Origin of the sequence: Nocardioides sp. dk884, from assembly GCF_009557055.1 — a bacterium.
GTDB lineage: Bacteria > Actinomycetota > Actinomycetes > Propionibacteriales > Nocardioidaceae > Nocardioides.
Map to the genome: position 1 here is coordinate 3,467,605 of NZ_CP045649.1, position 22,070 is coordinate 3,489,674.

Annotated in this window: 18 protein-coding genes; 12 read left to right on the plus strand and 6 right to left on the minus strand. The window is 73.5% G+C overall.

The genetic code is table 11. The features are described from left to right. Window positions 1-230: 230 nt before the first annotated feature. Both GFH29_RS16595 and GFH29_RS16600 read right to left on the minus strand, forming a co-directional pair. The gene (locus tag GFH29_RS16595) at window positions 231-902 is read right to left on the minus strand and encodes a LuxR C-terminal-related transcriptional regulator (protein WP_153324887.1); all 672 of its coding nucleotides are present in this window, start codon (window positions 900-902) and stop codon (window positions 231-233) included. Continuing rightward, entirely contained in the window at window positions 899-2,215 is a 1,317-nt protein-coding gene (locus GFH29_RS16600) for an ATP-binding protein (RefSeq protein WP_153324888.1), read from the minus strand. The genes GFH29_RS16595 and GFH29_RS16600 overlap by 4 nt, the downstream gene beginning before the upstream one ends. Window positions 2,216-2,392: 177 nt before the next feature. Between GFH29_RS16600 and GFH29_RS16605 the strand changes: the two genes are divergently transcribed. After that, window positions 2,393-3,700 (plus strand): PspC domain-containing protein, encoded by a 1,308-nt coding sequence (locus GFH29_RS16605; protein WP_194288976.1) that lies wholly within the window; start codon window positions 2,393-2,395, stop codon window positions 3,698-3,700. Next, on the plus strand, window positions 3,697-3,948 hold the full coding sequence (locus GFH29_RS16610) for a hypothetical protein (RefSeq protein ID WP_153324890.1): 252 nt from the start codon (window positions 3,697-3,699) through the stop codon (window positions 3,946-3,948). The genes GFH29_RS16605 and GFH29_RS16610 overlap by 4 nt, the downstream gene beginning before the upstream one ends. A gap of 30 nt (window positions 3,949-3,978) precedes the next feature. On the opposite strand, the gene GFH29_RS16615 is transcribed toward GFH29_RS16610, so the two are convergent. Then, a complete protein-coding gene (locus GFH29_RS16615) occupies window positions 3,979-4,995 on the minus strand; it encodes a glycerophosphodiester phosphodiesterase family protein (protein WP_153337405.1) in 1,017 nt (338 codons plus the stop codon). Between the two features lie 108 nt (window positions 4,996-5,103). On the opposite strand from GFH29_RS16615, the gene GFH29_RS16620 reads away from it, so the two are divergent. The 3 genes from GFH29_RS16620 to GFH29_RS16630 all read left to right on the plus strand — a co-directional run bounded on the left by GFH29_RS16620 (window position 5,104) and on the right by GFH29_RS16630 (window position 9,246). Then, window positions 5,104-5,673, plus strand: a complete 570-nt coding sequence (locus GFH29_RS16620) for a YbaK/EbsC family protein (RefSeq protein ID WP_194288977.1) — start codon at window positions 5,104-5,106, stop codon at window positions 5,671-5,673. A 79-nt stretch (window positions 5,674-5,752) separates the two neighbouring features. Next, entirely contained in the window at window positions 5,753-7,498 is a 1,746-nt protein-coding gene (locus GFH29_RS16625) for an ABC transporter transmembrane domain-containing protein (protein ID WP_194289561.1), read from the plus strand. After that, window positions 7,495-9,246: an ABC transporter ATP-binding protein gene (locus GFH29_RS16630; protein WP_153324892.1), complete on the plus strand. Its 1,752-nt coding sequence runs from the start codon at window positions 7,495-7,497 to the stop codon at window positions 9,244-9,246. The genes GFH29_RS16625 and GFH29_RS16630 overlap by 4 nt, the downstream gene beginning before the upstream one ends. A 52-nt stretch (window positions 9,247-9,298) precedes the next feature. Here the strand turns inward: GFH29_RS16630 and npdG are convergent, their stop codons facing one another. After that, entirely contained in the window at window positions 9,299-9,985 is a 687-nt protein-coding gene (gene npdG / locus GFH29_RS16635) for an NADPH-dependent F420 reductase (RefSeq protein WP_153324893.1), read from the minus strand. A 162-nt stretch (window positions 9,986-10,147) separates the two neighbouring features. Here npdG and GFH29_RS16640 point away from each other — a divergent pair, with 162 nt between their 5' ends. Both GFH29_RS16640 and GFH29_RS16645 read left to right on the plus strand, forming a co-directional pair. Then, window positions 10,148-11,176: an LLM class F420-dependent oxidoreductase gene (locus GFH29_RS16640; RefSeq protein ID WP_153324894.1), complete on the plus strand. Its 1,029-nt coding sequence runs from the start codon at window positions 10,148-10,150 to the stop codon at window positions 11,174-11,176. Between the two features lie 97 nt (window positions 11,177-11,273). Continuing rightward, complete coding sequence (locus GFH29_RS16645) at window positions 11,274-13,394, plus strand: acyltransferase family protein (RefSeq protein ID WP_153324895.1); 2,121 nt, start codon at window positions 11,274-11,276, stop codon at window positions 13,392-13,394. Here the strand turns inward: GFH29_RS16645 and GFH29_RS16650 are convergent. Continuing rightward, window positions 13,366-14,085 (minus strand): MerR family transcriptional regulator, encoded by a 720-nt coding sequence (locus tag GFH29_RS16650; RefSeq protein ID WP_153324896.1) that lies wholly within the window; start codon window positions 14,083-14,085, stop codon window positions 13,366-13,368. The two genes, GFH29_RS16645 and GFH29_RS16650, sit on opposite strands and share 29 nt — an antisense overlap. A 157-nt stretch (window positions 14,086-14,242) precedes the next feature. On the opposite strand from GFH29_RS16650, the gene GFH29_RS16655 reads away from it, so the two are divergent. Together GFH29_RS16655 and GFH29_RS16660 are read left to right on the plus strand one after the other, a co-directional pair. Then, the gene (locus GFH29_RS16655; RefSeq protein WP_153324897.1) at window positions 14,243-15,391 is read left to right on the plus strand and encodes an acyl-CoA dehydrogenase family protein; all 1,149 of its coding nucleotides are present in this window, start codon (window positions 14,243-14,245) and stop codon (window positions 15,389-15,391) included. A 95-nt stretch (window positions 15,392-15,486) separates the two neighbouring features. Continuing rightward, on the plus strand, window positions 15,487-17,385 hold the full coding sequence (locus tag GFH29_RS16660) for an AMP-dependent synthetase/ligase (RefSeq protein WP_153324898.1): 1,899 nt from the start codon (window positions 15,487-15,489) through the stop codon (window positions 17,383-17,385). Between the two features lie 179 nt (window positions 17,386-17,564). Here GFH29_RS16660 and GFH29_RS16665 read toward each other — a convergent pair whose 3' ends face one another. Beyond that, window positions 17,565-19,106: an acyl-CoA synthetase gene (locus GFH29_RS16665; RefSeq protein WP_153324899.1), complete on the minus strand. Its 1,542-nt coding sequence runs from the start codon at window positions 19,104-19,106 to the stop codon at window positions 17,565-17,567. Window positions 19,107-19,245: 139 nt separating this feature from the next. On the opposite strand from GFH29_RS16665, the gene GFH29_RS16670 reads away from it, so the two are divergent. The 3 genes from GFH29_RS16670 (at window position 19,246) to GFH29_RS16680 (ending at window position 22,052) form a co-directional block, all read left to right on the plus strand. Then, window positions 19,246-20,124 carry an ABC transporter permease gene (locus GFH29_RS16670; RefSeq protein WP_153324900.1) on the plus strand — a complete coding sequence of 293 codons (879 nt, stop codon included), beginning with the start codon at window positions 19,246-19,248 and terminating at the stop codon, window positions 20,122-20,124. A 69-nt stretch (window positions 20,125-20,193) separates the two neighbouring features. Next, on the plus strand, window positions 20,194-21,273 hold the full coding sequence (locus GFH29_RS16675; RefSeq protein WP_228387562.1) for an ABC transporter substrate-binding protein: 1,080 nt from the start codon (window positions 20,194-20,196) through the stop codon (window positions 21,271-21,273). Next, window positions 21,270-22,052, plus strand: a complete 783-nt coding sequence (locus GFH29_RS16680) for an ABC transporter ATP-binding protein (protein WP_153324901.1) — start codon at window positions 21,270-21,272, stop codon at window positions 22,050-22,052. The genes GFH29_RS16675 and GFH29_RS16680 overlap by 4 nt, the downstream gene beginning before the upstream one ends. Window positions 22,053-22,070: the final 18 nt, after the last annotated feature.

The following is a 22,070-nucleotide window of genomic DNA, read 5'->3' on the forward strand; positions in this document are numbered from 1 at the left end:
GTGATCATGCACGACCCCCGCCGTACCCCTCCGTCCAGGGGGTGGACGCCACTCCGCCCGCTCCCCCTTTCTCCCCGAGTCGGCCCTTGTGGTTGCGCGAGTCGGCGCTTGTGGCGCGCCGAGTCGGTGCTTGTGGCGCGCCGAGGAACCGGGGGTCTCGACTCGACCGTCAGAAGTCTCGACTCGACCGTCAGAAGTCTCGATTCAACGAGGAGGCCGGGGGGCTGGGGTCAGAGGAGGCGGCGGTCGGAGGCCCAGCGGGTGAGCTCGTGGCGCGAGGAGAGCTGGAGCTTGCGCAGCACGCTGGACATGTGGGTCTCGACGGTCTTGATCGAGATGAACAGCTCCTTGGCCACCTCCTTGTAGGCGTAGCCGCGAGCGATCAGGCGCATCACCTCGCGCTCGCGCTCGGTGAGCCGGTCGAGGTCCTCATCGACGGCGGCGACCTCGATCGACCCCGCGAAGGCGTCGAGCACGAAGCCGGCCAGCCGCGGGGAGAACACCGCGTCGCCGTCGGCCACCCGACGGATCGCGTCGACCAGCTCGGGGCCGGTGATGGTCTTGGTGACGTAGCCGCGGGCGCCGCCGCGGATCGTCCCGATCACGTCCTCCGCCGCGTCGGAGACGCTCAGCGCGAGGTAGCGGGTGCCGTCCGGGGGCTGGCGCCGCATCACCTCGACCCCGCCGCCGCCGGGCAGGTGCACGTCGAGCAGTACGACGCCGGGCCGGTGTGCCCGCACCGCCGCGATCGCCTCGTCGACGTCCGCGGCCTCGGCCACCACCTCGACCACACCGGCCCCCGCCGAGGCGAGCTCGGCGCGCACACCGCGACGGAACATCGCGTGGTCGTCGACCACCACGACACGCACGGGTGCGGTCGACGGTGTGTCCGGCTCGGTCATCGCTCGTCTCCTCGGCTCGGGTCGGTGCTGGTGGGGCGGGGCAGGTGCAGGCGCACCTCGGTGCCCTCGCCGGGCGCCGAGCGGACCTCGGCGCGGCCCCCGTGGCGCTGGAGGCGGTCCACGATGCTGTGGCGGACGCCGTAGCGGTCCGGGGCCGTGCGGTCGGGGTCGAAGCCGCAGCCGCGATCGCGCACGAAGATGTCGACGGCGGTGTCGGTGACCTCGGCGTAGACGTCGGCGCGGCCGGTGCCGGCGTGCTTGGCGACGTTGGTGACGGCCTCGCGGGCCGCAGCGAGCACCGGGTGCAGCTGCTCGTCGAGGTCGCAGTCACCGACCGTCACGACGTCCACCGTGATGCCGTGGGCGTCCTCGATCTCGGCCATCGCGCCGCGCAGCGCGCTGGCCAGGGTCCGCTCGTCCTGGGCCTCCTCCGCGTAGAGCCAGGCGCGCAGGTCGCGCTCCTGGGCGCGGGCCAGACGCGCGACCGCGGCGGAGTCGGTGGCGTTCTTCTGGATGAGCGCGAGAGTCTGCAGCACCGAGTCGTGCAGGTGCGCCGCCACGTCGGCGCGCTCCTGGTTGCGGACCCGCTCCTCGCGCTCGGCGGAGAGGTCGATGGCGAGGCGATAGACCCACGGACCGACCACGACCGCGATGCCGAGCAGCACCAGCGCCCCGCCCGCCACCGCGCCGCGCGCGTCGGCGAGGGAGGCACCGTCGAGACCGATGATGAGCGCGGCGGCGACGACCAGGCTGACCCCGCTCGCGACCCGGGCGACCGCTCCCCACCCGCCACCGCCGAAGACGATGCGCAGCGGGTCGACCCGCCCGCTGGTGTCGCGCCACCGCTCGCGCTGGGCCTCGTCGGCCTGGCGCCACAGCAGGGCGAGGCCGACCAGGCCGAGGAACACCGGCCAGAAGATCGCGCCACGCCCGAAGATGGCCTCGGCGACCAGCACCAGGCCGAAGCCGAGGGTGTGCAGCGCGATCATCGGCCCGTAGTCCGTCCAGCGCCGCCGCGGGCCGGGACGCCGCCCGCCGCGGGTGGCGCTCTCCAGGCCCGGAGCGTCGACGGGGAAGCGGTTGTCGGCCGGCAGCACCATCCACAGCCCGGCGTACAGCGCGACGCCGAGGAAGCCGAGCAGCGCCAGCACCAGGAACGCGACGCGGACGGTGAGGACCGGCAGTCCGAGGTGCTCGGCCAGGCCGGAGGCGACGCCGCCGATCACGACGTCGTGGGTGTCGCGGTAGGCCTTGCGGGTCTCCCGGGGCGCTGCGGCGCCGGGTGGCGGCGCCGTGCTGGATGGGCTGCTCATGAGGCTCCCATCGTCACACAGCGCGCAGGCCCGGCACAGGGAACCGACCCCGGCTGGACCCCCGGTCCTTCCCTGAGGTCTCCCCCGGTGCCGCTGCCCCCGGGGCCGGTCGTCCTCCGGTGCGGACCAGGGTGGTCCCTGATGGTGGCGACCGTCGCGGACCGGCAGGCTGGAGCCATGACCAGCACACCTCCCGACGCCCCGATCGGCCCCGACGGCCCCGACGACCCCGGTGCGCCCGGTGGCCCCGGCCGGCCGGCCGGGGGGCCCCGCGCCCGCGGTGAGGAGATCCGCGACCTGGGCCGGCTGCGCCGCAGCACCACCGACCACCACGTCGCCGGCGTCGCGGGCGGGCTGGCGCGCCACCTCGACATCGACCCGGTGATCCTGCGCGTCGCGTTCGTGGTGCTGATCTTCTTCGGCGGCGCCGGGCTGCTGCTGTACGGCGCCTGCTGGCTGCTGGTGCCCCCGGACGACGGCACCGCTCCGGTGGTGCGTCTGGACGACCGCACCCGCAGCATCGTGCTGCTGGTGGCCGCCGGCCTCTCCGCCCTGGCGCTGGTCGGCGACTCGTGGGGGGTCATCGGCTTCCCCTGGCCGTTGGCGATCGTCGGCGCGGTCGCGCTGGTGCTGCTCACCCGCAACCGCGACAGCGCCCCCGCCAGCCCGCCGGCCTACGAGCAGTACCCGTACGCCGCGCAGGCCCCGGGTGCCGGCCCCGCCACCGGCCCCACCACCGGCCCGGCCACCGACCCGGCAGCGGTGCCCGGCGCCCCGACGTACCAGCCGGGCACCTACCAGCCCTGGATGGCCGCGAACGCCGTACCGCCGACGGGCACCTACCCCCCGCCGTACACCGCCCCGCCGTCGAACCCCACCCGCCGCGGCCCGCTGCTGTTCTGGGTGACGATGGCCCTCGCCGCGCTCGGCGTCGGCATCCTCGGCATCGTCGACGTGGCCGGTGCCGGCGTCCCGGACAGCGCCTACGCGGCCCTCGTGGTGGCGACCTGCGGGGTGATGCTGGTCCTCGGCGCGTTCTTCGGTCGCGCCGGCGGCCTGACCGCGGTCGGGCTGGTCGCGGCCCTGCTGATGGCCGGCACCACCGTCGGTGAGAACCTCGTCGACGGCGACGAGCGGTACCGCCCGCTGAGCTCCCTCGAGGTCGAGAGCAGCTACGACGTCGGCGCCGGCGACCTGGTCCTCGACCTCAGCGCCGTCGAGGACCCGGAGGCACTGGCAGGTCGCTCCATCGACGTCGAGGGCGGCGTCGGGCGCCTCGAGGTGATCGTTCCCGACGACCTGCGGGTGCGTGCGAGCGCCGACGTCGGCATCGGCAGCGCCGCGCTGTTCGCCAGCGACGACGCCGGCTTCGGGGTCAGCACCGGCGCGACGAGCGGCCCCGCAGGGGAGCCCCTCGAGATCGTCGCGGACCTCGGCATCGGCCAGGTCCGCATCCACACCGAGTCCCAGGAGGCGGCGCGATGAGCACCTACGACGAGGCGAGCCCGCACAGCGGCCGGCACCCGGTCAACGTGGGCCACCTGGTGATGGGCATCGCCCTGCTCGGCCTGGTGGCCGTCTGGGCCCTGGTCAAGGCCGACCTGGTCGCCGACGAGACGATCCGCTTCCTGCTCCCGATGCCGTGGGTGCTGGGCGGGGTGGGCGGTCTCATCGCCAGCACCATCGCCTCCCGGCGCCGGGCCGCGGAACGCTCGCGGGACGACCTGCGCTGACCCCCTGCACCGACCCGTGCTGCCCGCCGTTCACGCCCTCGCGCGGACGGCGGGCAGCACCAGGTCGGGGTGGTCGGTGATCAGCCCGTCCACCCCGGCCGCCAGCAGCGCGCCGGCAGCGCCGGCGACGTCGCCGAGGCCGCCCGGGTGCGGGCCGCGCCGGTGCTCGCGGGCCAGGAACCGGTTCTCCGCCCGCAGGGTCCAGGCGTGGACTCCCAGCCCGCGCCGGTGCGCGTCGCGGACCAGCACCGACGGCCGGGCCCGACCCGAGCGGGCCCGGGGCACCACCAGGTCCTGGTGCACCCCCACGCCGCCCGCGTAGGACGCGATCTCCTCGAGCGCGGCCGCACCCGCGTCGTCGCCGACGTCGAGCAGGCGCACCAGCGGCACCCGGGTCCGAAGCGCCAGTCGGCGCAGCACGGTCTCCTCGAAGGACAAGACCGCGACCGGGGCAGCCGCGTCGTCCAGGCCGTGACGGGCCAGGGCGGCGAGCAGCGGTCCCTCCACCGCGAGCCCGCGACCGGCGAAGCGGGCGGGCTCCTTCAGCTCCAGCAGTACACCGACCCGACGACCGGCCCGCACCCCCTCCGCGTGGATCGTCGCCAGCGCCTCGTCGAGCGTCGGCACCCCCTCGCGCCCGTCGTGCACCGTGTTGCCCGGCCGCAGCTCCGGCATCCGCTCGCGCGCGGTCAGCGTCCGCACCTGCGCGAGCGTCAGGTCCTCGCTGAACCACCCGGCCCGGGGCACGCCGTCCACCGGCCGGGTCCGGCGCAGGTGGGCCAGGTCGGGGCGCGCGCCGATGTCGGTGGTGCGGCTCAGCTCGCTCTCGTGGCGCACGATCAGGGCCCCGTCCGCGGTGGGCACCAGGTCGAGCTCGACAGCGTCGGCGCCCATCCGGATCGCGGTGCGGTAGGCCTCCAGCGTGTGCTCGGGGCGGTGGCCGCTCGCGCCGCGGTGGGCCACCACCGTCGGACTCCCCGCGCCCCCCGGCGTACGACGCGGGGCGAGGGCCGGGACAGGGGGCGGGAGGGTCGTCGTCTGGCTCACGTCCCATCCGTCCCATGCCCCGGCCGCGCGGGGGCGACGCGCCCGTGGCCGGTCCGTGGCGCTGCGGTGAACACCGCTGCCGCAACGACCTGCCGCGACAATGGCCTCATGTCCCCCGCGCTCCCGTCGCTGCCCGCCCTGTCCTCGCTGCCCGCCGTCGAGCACCCCGAGCTGCTCGCCGCCCCGGTCGCCGCCGCGCTCACCGAGTGGCCCCACGCCGACCGGGTGGCCGTCGTCGAGATCGACCCCGCCCTGGCCGACACCGCCGCCATGAGCGAGGCGTACGACGTGCCGCTGGAGCGGAGCGTGAACTGCGTGCTGGTCGCGGGGCGCCGCGACGGGGCGGAGCGGGTCGCGGCCTGCCTGGTGCGCGCCGACACCCGCGCCGACGTCAACAACCGGGTCAAGCGGCTGCTCGACGTGCGCAAGGCGTCGTTCCTGGCGATGGACCGCGCGGTCGCGGAGTCCGGGATGGAGCACGGCGGGATCACCCCGGTCGGGCTGCCGCGCGAGTGGCGGGTCCTCCTCGACCCGCGCGCGCTCGAGTGCGAGGTGGTCGTCATCGGCACCGGGCTGCGTCGCTCCAAGCTCCTGGTGCCCGGGAGCCTCCTCGCCGACCTGCCGGGCACCGAGGTCGTGGACGGCCTCGCCGTGCCGACCGGGGCCGCACCGGCCTGAGCCGCGCCCCGCAGGCCGCCCCGCGGACCGGGCCGATAACGAGTGGCTCACCGGGGGCCTGGTTGCGTAGCGTGAGTGGGTGCACCAGCTTCCCCACGACCATCCCGGCACCGCCGATCACCGCTCACCGGGAAGGTTCCTCTGGTGGCTGGCCCGCCAGCAGTGGCGCACGCTGGCGATGGGCATGCTCTTCGGCATCATCTGGATGTGCACGCAGGCGGCGATGCCGGCCGTCATCGGCCTGGCCATCGACCGCGGCGTCGCCGCCCGCGACCGCACCGCGCTGCTCGAGCTCGCCGCGCTGATGCTCGCCATCGGCCTGGTGCAGTCGGTCAGCGGCATCATGCGCCACCGCTTCGCGGTCACGAACTGGCTGATCGCGGCCTACCGCACCGTCCAGCTCGTCGGACGCCACGCGGTGCACCTCGGCGGCACCCTGCCCCGCAAGGTCTCCACCGGCGAGGTCGTGGCCATCGGCACCAGCGACCTGTCCCACCTCGGCCAGGTGATGGACGTGTCGGCGCGCTTCGCCGGCGCGGTCGTGTCGTTCGTGGTCGTCGCGGTGATCCTGCTGCAGACCTCGGTCACGCTCGGCCTGGTGGTGCTCCTCGGCGTACCGCTGCTGATGCTGCTGATCGGCCCGGTGCTCGCCCCGCTGCAGCGCCGCAGCACCCAGCAGCGCGAGCTGATGGGCTCGCTGTCCAACACCGCCAGCGACATCGTCTCGGGGCTGCGCGTCCTGCGCGGCATCGGCGGCGAGCAGGTCTTCCACGCCCGCTACGTGCGCCAGTCCCAGGAGACCCGCCGCGCCGGCGTCGGGGTCGCCCGGGTGCAGTCGGTGCTCGACGCGCTCCAGGTGTTCCTGCCCGGTGTCTTCGTGGTCATCGTGGTCTGGATCGGGGCGCGGTACGCCGTGGAGGGCCGCATCTCCCCCGGCGAGCTGGTCGCGTTCTACGGCTACTCGGCGTTCCTGATGATCCCGCTGCGCACCGCCACCGAGTACGCCAACAAGCTGATCCGCGGCCGGGTCTCCGCGCGCCGGGTCGCCCGGGTGCTGTCGCTGACCCCCGACCACACCGACCCCGCCGACCCGGCGACGCCCCCGCCGCCGGGCTCGGACCTGCACGACGCGCGCAGCGGGCTGCACGTGCGCGCGGGCACGCTGGTCGCGGTGGTCAGCGAGCACCCCGACGAGTCCGCCGCGCTGGCCGACCGGCTGGGCATGTGCGCGGCCGAGGTCGACCGCGACGTGACGCTCGGCGGAGTCGTGCTGCCCGACCTGCGCCGCGCCGACGTGCGCGAGCGGATCGTGGTCTCCGACACCGCCTCGGTCTTCTTCTCCGGGCGCCTGGGCGACCGCCTCGACGTCACCGGCACCGGCGGTGACCGGGTCGCCCGCGCGCTCGACACCGCCTCGGCCGACGACATCCTCGCCGCCCTGCCCGACGGGCTGGACACGACCGTGGCCGAGCGCGGCCGCTCCTTCTCCGGCGGCCAGCGCCAGCGCCTGGTCCTGGCCCGCGCGCTCACCAGCGACCCCGAGGTGCTGGTGCTCGTCGAGCCGACCTCCGCGGTGGACGCGCACACCGAGGCACGGATCGCGGCCCGGCTGCACGCCCAGCGCGCCGGGCGCACCACCGTGGTCACCAGCTCCAGCCCGCTGATGCTCGACGCGGTCGACGAGGTCGCGTTCCTGCGCGACGGCGTCGTCGTGGCGACCGGCACCCACGCCGAGCTGCTGGCCACCTGCCTGGACTACCGCGCGGTCGTCACCCGCGAGACCGAACCCGTCGCCGAACCCGTTGCCGAGGAGCTGCCCGCATGAGCACCACCGCCCTGCCCGTCGCCGACGGGCGCGCGCTGCGCTCCTACGTCAAGCGCCTCGCCCGCCGCCACCCGCGGCTGCTGTACGGCGCCCTGGGGCTGCACGTCCTGGCCGCCGGCGCCGCCCTCGCCGCGCCGCGGCTGATCGGCGACCTGGTCGAGGCGGTCGAGGTCGGCACCACCGTGGGCCACGTCGACGAGATCATGCTGCTGCTCGCCGGGTTCGTGGTCCTGCAGACGATCCTGACCCGCTTCGCCCGCTACCTCAGCCAGGTGCTGGGCGAGCAGGTCCTCGCCGAGCTGCGCGAGGACTTCGTCGAGGCCTCGCTGGCGCTGCCGGTCGGGGTCGTGGAGTCCGCGGGCTCCGGTGACCTGCTCACCCGCACCTCGCGCGACGTCGACCAGCTCGGCTGGTCGGTGCGCTGGGCGCTGCCGGAGTGGACGATCGCCGTGGTCACCGCCGTGATCACCTTCGCCGCCGCGCTCAGCGTCGGCTGGTGGGTGGCGCTGCCGTGCCTGCTCGGCCTACCCCCGCTGGTGATCGGCCTGCGCTGGTACCTCGCCCGCGCCAAGGACGGCTACCTGCGCGAGAGCGCGTCGTACTCCGCCATCAACGCGACGCTCACCGAGACCGTCGAGGGCGCGCGCACCGTCCAGGCGCTGGACCTGGCCGACGAGCGGATCCGGGCGATCGACGACGACATCCGCGAGTCCTTCCGGGCCGAGCGCTACACGCTGCACCTGCGCACGGTGTTCTTCCCGAGCATGGAGCTGTCCTACCTGATCCCCACGGTGGCGACGCTGCTGCTCGGCGGCTACCTCTACGCCGAGGGCCAGGTGTCGCTGGGCGACGTCACGGCCGCGGTGCTCTACGTGCAGATGCTCATCGACCCCGTCGACCGGATCGTCTCGATCCTCGACGAGCTGCAGATGGGCGCAGCCTCGCTGGCCCGGCTGCTCGGCGTCGCGCAGGTGCCCGACGACCGCGAGGTCACCGGCGCGGTCCCGCGGGGCGAGCAGATCGAGGCCGCCGACGTGCGGTTCTCCTACGTCGAGGGCCGCGACGTGCTGCACGGCGTCGACCTCAGCGTCGGCGTCGGCGAGCGGATCGCGATGGTGGGTCCCTCGGGCGCCGGCAAGTCCACCCTCGGCCGGCTGCTGGCCGGCATCCACCCGCCGCGCACCGGCTCGGTGACGGTCGGCGGGGTCGGGCTGACCGAGCTGCCGCTTGACGACCTGCGCGGCCATGTGGCCCTGGTGACCCAGGAGCACCACGTCTTCGCGGGCACCGTGCGCGACAACGTGGTGCTGGCCCGTCCCGGCGCCGGCGACGACGCGGTGCGCGAGGCACTGGACGCCGTGGACGCGCTCGGCTGGGTCGACGCGCTGCCGGCCGGGCTGGACGAGGTCGTCGGCTCCGGCGGCGCCACGCTGAGCGCCGCGCAGGCCCAGCAGGTCGCGCTCGCCCGCCTGGTGCTGGCCGACCCGCACACCCTGGTGCTCGACGAGGCGACGTCGCTGATCGACCCCCGCGCCGCCCGTCACCTCGAGCGCTCGCTCGCCGCCGTCCTCGAGGGACGCACCGTCATCGCGATCGCGCACCGGTTGTTCTCGGCCCACGACGCCGACCGGGTGGCGGTGGTCGAGGACGGGCGGATCAGCGAGCTCGGCTCGCACGACGAGCTCGTCGCCGCCGGGGGCTCGTACGCCGCGCTGTGGGACAGCTGGAACGGCAAGCACCAGGACTGAGAGCGGCCGCGCCGGGGACCCGCAGGGCAGGCCCCCGGCGCGGCGTCGCGGCTCAGCGCTCGACGTCCTCCAGGCCGCTGAGGCGGATGCCGGAGTTGACCTTGTACTTGCGGTTCACCGAGATCAGCACCGCGGTGAGCGGCTCCAGCACCCGGGCCAGGCGCAGCTTGCCGGCGTCCACGCCGCGGCGGCTGGTGACGGCGACCGCGAGGTCCTGGGCGACCTGCTTGGCCTCGACCACGTCGCCGACCACGAGGACGTCCTCGTCGAGGTAGTCGTGCTCGCCCCAGAGGTGGACGGCCGAGACGTTGTGGAAGGCACCGACGACCGTCGCCTCGGGGGCCAGCGACTGGGCGTGCTCGGCGGCCGAGCCCTCGCCCTCGTCGATGACGCGGCCGTGCGCGCCGCGCTTGTCGAAGGCGAGCGGGTTCACGCACGAGATCACTGTCTTGCCGGCCAGGTCGAGGGTGGCGACCAGCTCGTCGTGGCCGTCCCACGGCACCGCGAGCAGCACCACGTCGGCCGCGGCGACGGCGTCGGCGTTCGAGGCACCGGTGACCTGGCCCGCACCCTCGAGGCCGGCGAGCCGCTCGGTGACCTCCTGCGCCACCGGCTCGGCCTTCTCCGCCGAGCGGGACCCGAGCACGACGGTGTGGCCGTGGCGGGCGAAGCGGTAGCCGAGGCCCTTGCCCTGCGGGCCAGTGCCTCCGATCACGGCGATGCGGTAGGACGACGACAAGATGCTCTCCTCGGGGTTTCAGCGGCTGTCTGTGCCGCGATGATCCCAGCATCCGCGCGCCCGTGCGTGCCGCAGTATCGAGGAGTGGCACGCGCTGCTACGTTGACAGTTCCGCTGTCACAGACGGCCGGACCCTGACGTCGAGGCCCCGAGAGGTGCTGCATGAAGCTGTCGATGCCCCTGGTGTACGCCGGCAACCCGCGCGAGAGCGCCGACCAGGTCGTCGGCCTGGAGAAAGCCGGCCTGGACACCATCTGGGTGGCCGAGCCGTACGGCTTCGACGCACCGACGCTGATGGGCTACCTTGCCGCCCGCACGGAGACCGTGGAGATCGGCGCCGGCATCCTCAACGTCTACTCGCGCACCCCCGGCGCGCTGCTGCAGACCGCGGCCGGGCTCGACAACGTCTCCGGCGGACGCGCCATCATCGGCCTGGGCGCCTCCGGCCCGCAGGTCGTCGAGGGCTTCCACGGCCTGCCCTACGACCGGCCGCTGGGACGCACCCGCGAGGTCATCGAGATCATCCGGATGGGCCTGCGCCGCGAGCCGCTGGTCCACGACGGCATCTTCACCCTGCCGCTGCCCGCCGACCAGGGCCTCGGGCTCGGCAAGCCGCTGAAGCTGCTGAACCGCCCCGAGCGACCGGCCGTCCCGCTGTGGGTCGCCGCGCTCGGCGAGCGCAACGTGGCGATGACCGCGGAGGTCGCCGACGGCTGGCTGCCGTTCCTCTTCTTCCCCGAGAAGGCGCAGTCGGTGTGGGGCGACGCGCTGGCGCGCGGCGCCGCGAAGCGCTCCCCCGAGCTCGGCCCCCTGGAGATCAGCGCCGGTGGGCTGGTCGCGATCGGTGAGGACGTGAAGGGGATGCTCGACCTGATGCGCCCGATGTACGCCCTCTACGTGGGCGGCATGGGTGCGCGCGGCAAGAACTTCTACAACGAGCTGGCCTGCCACTACGGCTATGAGAAGGAGGCGGCGGAGATCCAGGACCTCTACCTCGAGGGCAAGAAGCGCGAGGCCGAGGCGAAGGTCCCGCTGGAGTGGCTCGAGGCCGGGAACCTGGTCGGGCCGGCGTCGTACGTCCAGGAGCGGATCGCGGCGTTCCGCGAGGCCGGTGTGACCAGCCTCCAGGTGGCGCCGGCGACCGAGGACCCGGTCGCCACGATCGCCCAGGTCAAGGAATGGGTCTCCTGACCGACCGGGCACCGGGCGGCCACCGCACGGGCTGAGGAGGGCGTCCGGGGCGTGTGACAGGGTGGTCGCGCCCACACCCGATCCGGGAGGACCCTCCGTGCGCCGCAGCGGTTTCCGCGACGACATCCAGGGGATGCGTGCCCTCGCCGTGCTCGCGATCCTGCTCTACCACGCGGGATACAGCCCCTACCCGGGCGGCTTCGTCACCCTCGATGTGTTCTTCGTGGTGTCGGGGTTCTTGATCACCTTCCTGCTGCTGCGCGAGATCCGGCGCGACGGCACGATCTCGCTGATCGGGTTCTACGCCCGCCGCGCGCGCCGGATCCTGCCGGCGGCGACCTTCGTGACGCTGGTGACGGTCGCGGCGTCGTGGCACTTCCTCAACGTCGTCGACGCCCGCGACGCGGCGTACGACGGGCTGTGGGCGGCGTTCTTCGGCGCGAACGTCCGCTTCGCCGCCGAGGACACCGACTACTTCGCCCAGGACGTCCCGCCCTCTCCGCTGCAGCACTACTGGTCGCTGGCGGTCGAGGAGCAGTTCTACCTGGTGCTGCCGATCGTGCTGACGCTGTGCCTGGTGTGGGTGCGGCGCCGACGGGCCGACGCGACGGGCGACCGGGCGCCGCGCTCGCCGCTGCCGGCGATCGCGCTGGTGCTCGCCGTCATGACGCTGGCCAGCTTCGCGTGGTCCCTGCACGCCTCCAGCGCCAGCCCGGACACGGCGTACTTCTCCACCTTCACCCGCGCCTGGGAGTTCGGCGTCGGCGCGCTGCTGGCGATGGCGGCGCCGCTCTTCGCCGGCGGGCTGACGGATAGGGCGCGCAACGCGCTCGCCGCGGTCGGCCTGGCCGCGATCGTGCTGGCCTGCTTCGTGGTCACCGAGGAGACCGCCTTCCCCGGCTGGGCGGCGCTGCTGCCGGTGCTGGGCACGGGCGCGGTCATGGTCGCGGGCGCCGAGCACCGCGGCACCCCGCCGCTGGCGCAGCGGCTGCTCGGCGTGCGCCCGCTGCGCGTCGTCGGCGACGCGTCGTACTCGCTGTACCTGTGGCACTGGCCGGTGCTGGCGATCGCCTCCCAGCACCTCGGCCGCGACCTGACCGGTCGGGAGACGCTGATGGCGGTCGCGCTCATCGCGCTGCTGACCTGGGCCAGCTACCGCTGGATCGAGACGCCGTTCCGCACCCTCTCCCCCACCCCGCTCTCGCGGGCGCTCACGCTCTACCCCGCCTCCGTCGCCGTGGTGCTGGTCGGCTGCCTGACCTCGGTGACGCTCCTCGACCGCACCCGCGGCGACGACGCCCCGGCGATCACCGTCACGGAGTACAGCAGCGCACCGTCGGGCGAGGAGCTCTCCGACGACTCCGCCGTCGCGCTCGTGCAGGCATCGGTGAGCGCCGCCCTGGACGAGGCGCCGGTGCCGGGCGCGCTGGAGCCGCCGGTGCTCGAGCTGCGCAAGGACCGCGCCGACGTCGGCGAGTGCGACTACCGCGAGGAGCCGTGGACCCTGTGCGTGCGCGGCGACCCCGATGCCGAGCGCACCCTGGTGCTGCTCGGCAACTCCCACGGTCGCCACTGGATCCCCGCCCTGGACCCGATCGCGCAGGACGCCGGCTACGCGGCCTACTACCTGGTGCGCCCCGGGTGCAGCCCGGTGCGGGTCGCGCACGGCACGCTCGACGGCAACGAGATGACCGACTGCACCCGCTTCAACGAGTGGGCCACCGAGCAGGTCGCCGAGCTCGCCCCCGACCTGCTGATCGTCACCGGTACGCCGCCGGCCCGCGCGATCATCGACGGCGAGCTGGTCCGCGACGAGGAGACCCTGCGCGAGGCCACCCGCACCGGCTTCGCCGGCCTCCTCGACGAGGTCTCCCCGCACGCCCGCCGCACGGTGCTGCTCGGCGACACGCCCAAGCGCACCGACACCCCCGTCGACTGCCTCGGGCGCACCGGCGCCCACCTCGGCGACTGCCTCAGCGCACCGGTCGAGCACGACCGGCTGGTGGCCCTGGACAGCCGCCGGACCGCGCGCGCCCGCGGCATCGACTTCATCGACCCGCACCCCTGGTTCTGCACCGACGAGGGCTGCCCCGCGGTCGTCGGCTCCCACGTCGTGATGCGCGACCCCGAGCACGTCACCACCGTGTACGCCGCCCAGCTGGCCGACGCGCTGGCCGACGCGCTCGAGCTCAGCCCTGCTTCAGCGAACGGGCGATGACGGCGTTCGCGGCGCGCTGGAAGCCCGTCACCACCGCCTCCAGGGTCAGCTGACGCAGCCGCGACATGGTGCGCTCGAGGCGCACGGCGTCCTGCGGTGAGTGCGCCTCGCGGCGATACGGCGCCAGCACCCCCTCGCGCAGCACCTCGGTGAGCTCGTCGGCCAGCGCGGTCATGTGCCGGCGGATCGCCTCCCCGGCGGCCTCCACGGCGTCCTCGGGGACCTCCATGTCGAGCAGCTCCACGCCCACCCGGAGGCTGGGCAGCGCGACGTACCCGGTGGCCCCGCGCTCGATGCTGCCGATCTTCTCCAGCATCGTGAGGTCGTGCTCGTCGAGGCTGCGCCCGGCGCGCTGCTCCAGCTCCTCGCGCGTGATCTCGACGCCCGGCTGGCCGGTCCAGGAGGTCAGCATCGCGCGCTGGAGGGCGAGCTCCTCGACCGTGGCGTCCGCGGGGAGGGCGGCGAGGAAGCGCTCGATGGCCTGCAGGGTGAAGCCGTGCTCCTGCAGGGCGCGCACCACGTCCAGCCGCGCGCGGTGCTCGGGGCCGTAGTAGGCGACCCGCCCCCGGCGTACCGGCGGCGGCACCAGCCCGAGGCTGGCGTAGTAGCGCGTGGTGCGCACGGTCGTCCCGGTCACCGCGGCGAGCTCATCGATCGTGAGCAGCTGCTCGCGACCCACCTCCTCGGCCATGACCTCCACGGTATCGGTGGGCCCACACCCTTGAATCGTGACAGCGATGCTGTCACAGTTGGGCTGCACGAGACCCAGGTCACGTGCCGAGCCACGAACCGACCCACGACGACCGCGCGCACCCCGCGCCGCGGGCGCCACCTTCGGAAGGAACCCCATGCCTGAGACCCCGTCGATCCTCGAGCAGGAGCACGAGGACTTCCGCGCCACGATGCGCGCGTTCTTGGAGAAGGAGGTCGTCCCCTTCCACGAGCAGTGGGAGCGCGACGGCCACGTCTCGCGCGAGGTGTGGCTCAAGGCCGGCGAGGCCGGGCTGCTCTGCTTCGACGTCGAGGAGGAGTACGGCGGCCCGGGGATCAAGGACTTCCGCTACAACATGGTCGTCTCCGACGAGATCGGCCGCGTGGGCGCCAGCGGGCTCGGCTTCCCGGTCCACACCGACATCATCGTCCCCTACATCAGCGAGCTCGGCACCCCGGAGCAGAAGCGGCGCTGGCTGCCCGGGCTGGTCAGCGGTGAGCTGATCTCCTCGATCGCGATGACCGAGCCGGGCGCCGGCTCGGACCTGCAGGGCATCCGCACCACCGCCGTCGACAAGGGCGACCACTACGTCCTCAACGGCTCCAAGACCTTCATCAGCAACGGCATCATGTCCGACCTGGTGATCGTGGTGGCCCGCACCAACCCCGAGGCCGGGCACCAGGGCATCAGCCTGCTGGTCGTCGAGCGCGGCATGGAGGGCTTCGAGCGCGGCCGCAACCTCGACAAGATCGGCCTGAAGGCCCAGGACACCGCGGAGCTGTTCTTCGACAACGTCGTGGTGCCCAAGGACAACCTCCTCGGCGAGGAGGGCTCGGGCTTCATCAACCTGATGATGAACCTGCCCCAGGAGCGGATCTCGATCGCCGCGATCGCGGTCGCCGCGTGCGAGCACATCCTGCGCCTCAGCCTCGACTACGCCAAGGAGCGCGAGGCCTTCGGCAAGCCGATCGGCAAGTTCCAGCACAACCGGTTCCTGCTCGCCGAGATGGCCACCGAGGTCCACATCGCCCGCCTGTTCGTCAACGACTGCGTGCTCAAGCTCAACGAGGGCAAGGTCGACACCGCGCTGGCGTCGATGGCGAAGTGGTGGACCACCGAGCTGCAGAAGAAGCTCGCCGACCAGGGCGTCCAGCTGCACGGCGGCTACGGGTACATGAACGAGTACCCCATCGCGAAGGCCTACGTCGACAGCCGGATCCAGACCATCTACGGCGGGACGACCGAGATCCAGAAGGAGATCATCGGGCGCACCCTCGGGATCTGAGACGCCTCGGGCGGTGGGGGGGTTGCGCCCGGACGGGATCGGCAGGAGCATCCGCAGGGCCGAGACGCTGCTGCCGGATCTGCCGAGGAGCCCCGATGAGTGAGCCCACCACCCCCACCGCCCCCGCCGTGCTCGAGGCCCGCCGCGACATCGAGGAGCAGATCGCCGGCCAGACCCTGGTCGACGCGCTGGCTCGCACGGTCGACGAGCGCGGCGACGCCCCGGCGTACTCCGACAAGGTCGGGATCCTCGCGCCCGGCGCGCCGCACGCACCCGGGTGGCGCACCCTGTCGTGGCGCGAGGTCCGCGAGCAGGCCCTGGACGCCGCCGCCGGCCTGCTCGCGCTCGGCGTGGAGCCCGGCGCCACGGTCGCGATCATGTCCAGCAACCGCATCGAGCACGTCGTCGCCGACCTGGGCGCCGTGCACGCCGCGGCGGTGCCGATGTCGGTCTACCTGACCCTCGCCCCCGACCAGGTCTCCTTCATCGCCGGCCACTCCGAGCCGGCGGTCGTGGTGCTCGAGGGGGCCGACCAACTCGACCGCTGGCGACCCGCGCTGGACGCCAGCGGCTCGGTGCGGCGGGTCGTGGTGCTCGACGAGGACGCCCTGCCCGAGGGCGAGCGGTACGTCGGGTGGTCGCGGTTCCTGGCCGACGGGGCGGCGTACCGCGCCGAGCACGAGGACGAGCTGCGCGCCCGCCTCGAGGCGATCACGCCCGACCAGACGCTGACCATCCTCTACACCTCCGGCACGACCGGGAACCCCAAGGGCGTGGTGCTGACCCACCACAACGTGCTCTTCGAGGCCGAGTGCTCGCTGCGCACCTCGCGCCCCGAGGGCGAGAACATCTTCATCTCCTACCTGCCCTTCGCCCACATCGCGGAGCGGATCTTGGGCATGTACGTCCCGCAGATCAACGGCGCCCACGTGCACCTGATCGCCGACCCCGCGCTGCTGCTCGGCACCCTCGGAGAGGTCCGCCCCACCCGCTTCTTCGGCGTGCCACGGGTCTGGGAGAAGATCCGCACCGGCGTCTCCGCCAAGCTCGCCGCCGAGCCGGACGAGGAGCGGCGCGCGGCGATCGAGCAGGCGATGGCGGTCGGGCTGGAATGGGTGGAGTCCACCCAGGTCGGGCACACCACCTCCCCCGAGCTCCAGGCCCGCTTCGAGGCCGCCGACGCCCAGGTGCTCAGCCTGCTGCGCGCACTGCTCGGGCTGGACCGCTGCGAGTGGGCCGCCTCGGCGGCGGCGCCGATGCCGCTGGAGGTCGCGCAGTTCTTCGGCGGGCTGGGGATGGCGATCTACGACATCTACGGGATGACCGAGACCACCGCCGCGATCACCGCGTGCGGGCCCGGGTCGTTCCGGATGGGCACCGTCGGCCGCGCCCTGGCCGGGATCGAGATCCGGATCGCGGAGGACGGCGAGATCCTGGCCCGCGGCCCGGTGACCACGCCCGGCTACCTCCGGCAGGAGGACGCCACCCGCGCCCTGGTGGACGCCGACGGCTGGGTGCACACCGGGGACATCGGCGCGCTCGACGAGGACGGCTTCCTGACGGTGGTGGACCGCAAGAAGGAGATGATCATCACCTCGGCAGGCAAGAACATCTCGCCCTCCAACATCGAGAACCTGCTCAAGGAGTCCCCCGTCGTCGGCCACGCCCTGGTCTTCGGCGAGGGCCGGCCCTACGTCGTCGCGGTGCTGACCCTGGACGCGGAGATCGCCCCGGTGGTCGCCGAGCGGCTCGGGCTGGGCACCACCGACCTGGCCGAGCTCGCCCAGCACCCCGCGATCCTCGCCATGGTCCAGCAGGCCGTCGACGCCGCGAACGCCCGCCTCTCGCGCCCCGAGCAGGTCAAGGCCTTCGAGCTGCTGCCCGTGGAGTGGTCCCCGGAGTCCGAGGAGCTCACCCCCACCCTGAAGCTCAAGCGCCGCGTCGTCCACACCAAGTACGCCGACGTGCTGGACTCCCTCTACGCCACCCCCTGACCCATCCGCGAGTCGGCGCCAATGGTTGCGCGAGTCGGCGCCAATGGTTGCGCGAGTCGGCGCCAATGGCGGAGTTCTCCACCGAAGCCTGTGGACAGCCTCACCATTGGCGCCGACTCGGTGCGCCACTAGCGCCGACTCGGCGTACGACCCTGAGCGCCGGGGTCAGCAGTCAGGGGTCAGGGGGACTCGGCGTACTCCGCGCGGAGCTGGCGCTTGACCATCTTGCCGGTGGGGGTGCGCGGGAGGAGGCGGCGGAAGATGACCTCGGTCGGCACCTTGTAGTGCGCGAGGCGGGAGCGGGCGTAGGCGCGCAGCTCCGCGGCGAGCGCGGGCCCGGGGCTCACACCGGGTGCCGGCTGCACGAACGCCACCACCCGCTCCCCCATCTCGTCGTGCGGGAGCCCGACGACGGCGATGTCGGCGACCGCGGGATGCAGGCTGAAGAGGTCCTCGATCTCCTGGGGGTAGATGTTCACCCCGCCCGAGATGATTGTGAACGCCGCCCGGTCGGTGAGGTAGAGGTAGCCCTCCTCGTCGAGGAACCCGAGGTCGCCGACGGTCGTCCAGTCCGGGTGCTGCGGGTGCTGGGTGCCGGCCGTCTTGGCCGGGTCGCCGTGGTAGCTGAACGGCGTGCGCCCGCCGAGCTCGCTGCGCTCGAAGTAGACCGTGCCGACCTCCCCCGGCGGCAGCTCCCGGCCGTCCTCCCCGCAGATGTGCAGTACGCCGAGGAGCGCGGTGCCCACCGAGCCCGGGTGCGCCAGCCAGCGCTCGGAGTCGATGAACGTCGCGCCGTTGGCCTCGGTGGAGGCGTAGTACTCGTGCACGATCGGTCCGAGCCACTCGATCATCCGGCGCTTCACCTCGATCGGGCACGGCGCCGCAGCGTGGATGACGCAGCGCAGCGAGGTGACGTCGGCCTGCGCGCGCACCTCGTCGGGCAGCTTGAGCAGGCGCACGAACATCGTCGGCACCATCTGGGTGTGGGTGACCCGGTGCTCCTCGATCGCCCGCAGCACCGACTCCGGGTCGAAGCGCTCCATCATCACCAGGGTGCCGCCCAGCGCATGCACGACGCCGCCGAAGCGCAGCGGCGCCGCGTGGTAGACCGGCGCCGGCGAGAGGTAGACGGTGTCCTCGTCGAAGCCGTAGAGCCCGCCGAAGATCGACACGTAGCGGTAGCCGGGCTCGTCGACGTCGATGTCCGGCAGGTCGACCTTCACGCCCTTGGGCCGCCCGGTCGTCCCGGAGGAGTAGAGGAAGTCGTCGCCGTGCGGCTGCTCGGCGAGCGGCTGAGCCGACGCCGCGGCCAGCGCCGCCTCGTAGTCGCCGTAGCCGGCCACCTCCCCGCCGTACGCCAGCCGCTCGGCGACGTCGACGTCGAGGCGCTCGACCAGCTCGGCGCGGGCCGCGGAGACCACCAGCGCCCGGGCGCCGCAGTCGCGCACGATGTAGGACGCCTCCTCCGGCGCCAGGTGGTGGTTGACGGCCGTGACGTAGAGCCCCGAGCGCAGCGCGGCCCAGTAGACCTCGTAGGCCTCCGGGCAGTTGTCGCTCACCAGCGCGACGACGTCACCGCGCCGCAGCCCGGCAGCGCGCAGGTGCTGAGCCAGGCGCAGGCTGCGCTCGTCCAGCTCGGCGTAGGTGAGGCTCCGGCCGGAGCCGGCCATGACGAGCGCGACGCGGTCGGGATGCGTGGCTGCCCAGGTCCCGGGATACATGGCGCCACCCTGCCAGCGCCCTCAGACCCGCGCCAGAGGTCCCCGCCGACGACCTCTCCCACATGTGGTCTGGACCGCAAGGCTGCGCCTCTCACCCCGAACTTGTAAGTCGCGTAATTCAATGTGCTTTGATGGGTCCATGGCGACGCTCGCGACCTCCTCACCGGTGTCCTCGGCACCGCCCGCACCGGGCGCCTCCCGGCCCCGGCGCGCCGCGGCCCGCGTACGTCGCGTGGCGCTGCACCTCACCTCGCTGGCCGCCCTGGTGGCGATCTGGTGGCTGGTCACCCGCCTCGAGCTGGTCCGCCCGCTCTTCCTGCCCGGTCCCGGCGCGGTCTGGGACGCCTTCGTGCAGGCCAACACCGATCACCCGGTGCGCGAGGGGTCGGACCGGATGGTGCGCGGCGAGCAGAACCACTACCTGTGGGAGCACCTGCTCGCCAGCCTGCAGCGCATCGCCATCGGGGTGGGCGCCGCCATCGTCGTCGGCGTCCCCCTCGGCCTGCTGATGGCCACCACCTGGATCGGCGTCATCCTCGAGCCCTACCTCAACTTCCTGCGCTCGCTGCCGCCGCTGGCCTACATCGGCCTGCTGATCGTGTGGTTCGGCATCGGCGACACCTCCAAGATCTGGCTGCTGTTCCTCGCCGCCTTCCCGCCGATCACGATGGCCACGATCAGCGGCGTACGCGGCGTGCGCGAGGACATGCTCAACGCCGCGCGGTCCCTGGGCGCCTCCCGCCGCCAGGTCCTCACCGCGGTGGCCCTGCCCGCGACCCTGCCCGAGCTGATGACCGGCATCCGGGTGGCGGTCGGCTTCGCCTGGACCACCGTCGTGGCCGCGGAGATCGCCAACGGCATCCCCGGTATCGGCGGGCTGGCCTACCTCTCGGGCGAGCAGCTGAACTCCGAGCTCGTCATCGCCTGCATCCTCGTCATCGGCCTGGCCGCCATCGCCCTCGACCTCGGCCTCAAGGCGCTCGAACGCCTGCTGGTCCCCTGGCGCGGCAAGGCCTGAGCGCCCCGCCGGACCTCCCCTCCCGACCCGGCTCGGGCCGGCCCATCACGACTTAAAGGAGCACCACCCGTGAAGAACCCACTCATGAAGAGCACCGCGGCGCTCGGCGCGGTCGCGCTGTCGCTCTCGCTCGCCGCGTGCGGCGACGACTCCGAGACCAGCGCGGACGCCGGCACGGCGCCCGGCACCGAGTGCCCCTTCGAGCCCGACGAGTCGGTGACCTCGACCGCGCGGATCGCCTGGCAGGCGATCCCCAACGGCGACGTCGTGGTCAAGGACCTCGGCCTGCTCGAGGCCTGCCTGCCGAACGCCGACATCTCCTGGGTCCAGGCCGCCTCCGGGGGTGACGTCATCACCTACTACGGCGCCGGCGACGTCGACCTCGGCCTGATGGGCTCCGCCCCGGCGACCCGCGCCTCGTCCGCGCCGACCATGCGCGACGTCGACCTCGCGGTGATCTGGATCCACGACGTCATCGGGGACGCCGAGTCGCTGATCGTCAAGGACCCCGCGATCACCGATGTCGCGGACCTGAAGGGGTCCACGATCGCGACGCCGTTCAGCAGCACCGCGCACTACTCGCTGCTCCAGGCGCTCGCCGACGCCGGCCTCGACGCCACCCAGGACGTCGAGGTCATCAACCTCGACCCCGAGAAGATGCCGGCCGCCTGGCAGGGCGACCAGGTCGACGCGGCCTGGGTCTGGGACCCGGTGCAGAGCCAGCTGCTCGAGGACGGCGGCACCCGGCTGATCTCGAGCGCCGACACGGCCGAGGCCGGCCGGCCGACGTTCGACGTCGGCACCGTCGACCGGGGCTGGGCGGCGGACAACGAGGACTTCTTGACCATGTGGGCGAAGGTCCAGGACCACGCCGTCGGCCTGATCCAGGACGACCCGATCAGCGCCGCCGACTCGGTGGCGGTCGCGCTCGGCATCGAGCCCGAGGCCGCGGAGGCCCAGTTCGCCGGCCTCGGCTTCCTGCGCGCCGACGAGCAGGCCTCCCCCGACTACCTCGGCGCCAAGCTGGCGCGTGACCTGCGCACCACCGCGGAGTTCCTCGCCGAGCAGGGCGAGATCGACGCCGTCGGCCCGCAGTCGCAGTACGACGAGCACGTCGACGCCGGCCCCGCCTCGAGGGCCGCGCAGTGAGCCACGGCCGCGCCATCGCGTTCGAGGGCGTCCGCCACCACTTCGACGTCGGTGGCGCGGCCGTGCCCGCCCTGGACCGCATCGACCTGAGCATCGAGCCCGGCGAGTTCGTCGCGCTCGCCGGGCCCTCGGGCTGCGGCAAGACCACCCTGCTGCGCCTGCTCGCAGGGTTCATGGCGCCCAGCGAGGGCCGGGTCACCCTGGGCGCTCGCAGCATCGAGGGACCCGCCGAGGAGCGCGGCGTCGTCTTCCAGCAGCCGACGCTGTTCCCGTGGCTCTCGGTGCGCCGCAACGTCGAGCTCGGCCCGCGGCTGCGCGGCGTCGGGCGCGCCGAGCGGCGCCGGACCGCCGAGGAGCACCTGCGCCTTGTCGGCCTGGAGGACTTCCACGACCACCGTCCCTACGAGCTCTCCGGCGGCATGCAGCAGCGCTGCCAGATCGCGCGGGTGCTGGCCAACGACCCCGACATCGTGCTCATGGACGAGCCGTTCGGCGCCCTCGACGCCCTCACCCGCGAGCGCCTCCAGGAGGAGCTGCTGGAGATCTGGCGAGCCACCGGCAAGACGATCCTGTTCATCACCCACAGCGTCGACGAGGCGGTGTTCCTCGGCTCCCGGGTGCTGGTGATGAGCCCGCGTCCGGGCCGGATCGTCCTCGACGTGCCGGCCGTGCTCAACCGGGGCGGCGCCCGGCTGCCGGCCGCCGAGATCCGCGCGTTCCCCGAGTACGTCGAGCTCCGCGAGCGGGTGCGCCAGGCGATCCACGCCCCCGCGAGGTGAGGACACGGCGCATCCGCC